The organism is Janthinobacterium sp. Mn2066, from assembly GCF_049319705.1.
Lineage (GTDB): Bacteria > Pseudomonadota > Gammaproteobacteria > Burkholderiales > Burkholderiaceae_D > Janthinobacterium.
On sequence record NZ_JBMOUF010000029.1, the window covers coordinates 1 to 2,907 of the forward strand.

Here is a 2,907-nt window from a genome sequence, read left to right on the forward strand (position 1 = left end):
AGAGGCTAACGTTATAGGGACAAGCGAATAAGTGCACATGGTGGATGCCTTGGCGATTACAGGCGATGAAGGACGTAGTAGCTTGCGATAAGCTGCGGGGAGTGAGCAAACACACTTTGATCCGCAGATTTCCGAATGGGGCAACCCACCCTTTTAGGGTATTGCATGCTGAATACATAGGCATGCAAGGCGAACGCGGCGAACTGAAACATCTAAGTAGCTGCAGGAAAAGAAATCAACCGAGATTCCCAAAGTAGTGGCGAGCGAAATGGGAAGAGCCTGTACGTGATAGTCGGACCGATAACAGAATCCCCTGGAAATGGGAGCCATAGTGGGTGATAGCCCCGTATGTGAAATCGGACCGGTGGTACTAAGCGTACGACAAGTAGGGCGGGACACGAGAAATCCTGTCTGAATATGGGGGGACCATCCTCCAAGGCTAAATACTCGTAATCGACCGATAGTGAACCAGTACCGTGAGGGAAAGGCGAAAAGAACCCCGGAAGGGGAGTGAAATAGATCCTGAAACCGTGTGCATACAAACAGTAGGAGCGGACTTGTTCCGTGACTGCGTACCTTTTGTATAATGGGTCAGCGACTTACATTCAGTGGCAAGGTTAACCAGATAGGGAAGCCGTAGAGAAATCGAGTCCGAATAGGGCGAACAGTCGCTGGGTGTAGACCCGAAACCAAGTGATCTACTCATGGCCAGGATGAAGGTGCGGTAACACGCCCTGGAGGTCCGAACCCACTAATGTTGAAAAATTAGGGGATGAGCTGTGGGTAGGGGTGAAAGGCTAAACAAACTTGGAAATAGCTGGTTCTCTCCGAAAACTATTTAGGTAGTGCCTCAAGTATCACCATCGGGGGTAGAGCACTGTTATGGCTAGGGGGTCATTGCGACTTACCAAACCATTGCAAACTCCGAATACCGATGAGTGCGAGCTTGGGAGACAGACGTCGGGTGCTAACGTCCGGCGTCAAGAGGGAAACAACCCAGACCGCCAGCTAAGGTCCCAAAGATTGGCTAAGTGGAAAACGAAGTGGGAAGGCTAAAACAGTCAGGATGTTGGCTTAGAAGCAGCCATCATTTAAAGAAAGCGTAATAGCTCACTGATCGAGTCGTCCTGCGCGGAAGATGTAACGGGGCTAAGCCAGTCACCGAAGCTGCGGATATGTCTTTGACATATGGTAGGAGAGCGTTCTGTAAGCCTGCGAAGGTGTCTTGTAAAGGATGCTGGAGGTATCAGAAGTGCGAATGCTGACATGAGTAGCGATAATGGGGGTGAAAAGCCTCCACGCCGTAAGCCCAAGGTTTCCTGTTCAACGTTCATCGGAGCAGGGTGAGTCGGCCCCTAAGGCGAGGCAGAGATGCGTAGCTGATGGGAAGCAGGTTAATATTCCTGCACCGTCGTATGATGCGATGGGGGGACGGATCGCGGAAGGTTGTCTGACTGTTGGAATAGTCAGTTTCTGTCTCATAGAAGGTGCTTAGGCAAATCCGGGCACAGGATTCAAGGGGATGGGACGAGTGAACTTGTTCACGTAGCAATCGGAAGTGGTTCCAAGAAAAGCCTCTAAGCTTCAGTCATACGAGACCGTACCGCAAACCGACACAGGTGGGCGAGATGAGTATTCTAAGGCGCTTGAGAGAACTCGGGAGAAGGAACTCGGCAAATTGGTACCGTAACTTCGGGAAAAGGTACGCCCCGGTAGCTTGGTCACTTTACTGTGATAGGGCGAAAGGGTTGCAATAAACTGGTGGCTGCGACTGTTTAATAAAAACACAGCACTCTGCAAACACGAAAGTGGACGTATAGGGTGTGACGCCTGCCCGGTGCTGGAAGATTAAATGATGGGGTGCAAGCTCTTGATTGAAGTCCCAGTAAACGGCGGCCGTAACTATAACGGTCCTAAGGTAGCGAAATTCCTTGTCGGGTAAGTTCCGACCTGCACGAATGGCGTAACGATGGCCACACTGTCTCCTCCCGAGACTCAGCGAAGTTGAAATGTTTGTGATGATGCAATCTACCCGCGGCTAGACGGAAAGACCCCATGAACCTTTACTGTAGCTTTGCATTGGACTTTGAACCAATCTGTGTAGGATAGGTGGGAGGCTTTGAAGCGGGGACGCTAGTTCTCGTGGAGCCAACCTTGAAATACCACCCTGGTTTGTTTGAGGTTCTAACCTTGGTCCGTTATCCGGATCGGGGACAGTGCATGGTAGGCAGTTTGACTGGGGCGGTCTCCTCCTAAAGTGTAACGGAGGAGTTCGAAGGTACGCTAGATACGGTCGGACATCGTGTTGATAGTGCAATGGCATAAGCGTGCTTAACTGCGAGACTGACAAGTCGAGCAGGTACGAAAGTAGGACATAGTGATCCGGTGGTTCTGTATGGAAGGGCCATCGCTCAACGGATAAAAGGTACTCTGGGGATAACAGGCTGATTCCTCCCAAGAGTTCATATCGACGGGGGAGTTTGGCACCTCGATGTCGGCTCATCACATCCTGGGGCTGTAGCCGGTCCCAAGGGTATGGCTGTTCGCCATTTAAAGTGGTACGTGAGCTGGGTTTAAAACGTCGTGAGACAGTTTGGTCCCTATCTGCCGTGGGCGTTGGAAATTTGAAGGGGGCTGCTCCTAGTACGAGAGGACCGGAGTGGACGAACCTCTGGTGTACCGGTTGTCACGCCAGTGGCATTGCCGGGTAGCTAAGTTCGGAAGAGATAACCGCTGAAAGCATCTAAGCGGGAAACTTGCCTTGAGATGAGATTTCCCAGAGCCTTGAGCTCTTTGAAGGGTCGTTCGAGACCAGGACGTTGATAGGCTGGGTGTGGAAGTGCAGTAATGCATTAAGCTAACCAGTACTAATTGCCCGTACGGCTTGTCCCTATAACCTTAGCAGGT

1 rRNA gene is annotated in these 2,907 nt (G+C 51.2%); it reads left to right on the plus strand.

Features of this window, described 5'->3' with window-relative positions:
• Nucleotides 1–17: 17 nt before the first annotated feature.
• A 23S ribosomal RNA gene (locus tag ACL9RI_RS27590) occupies nucleotides 18–2,892 on the plus strand.
• Nucleotides 2,893–2,907: the final 15 nt, after the last annotated feature.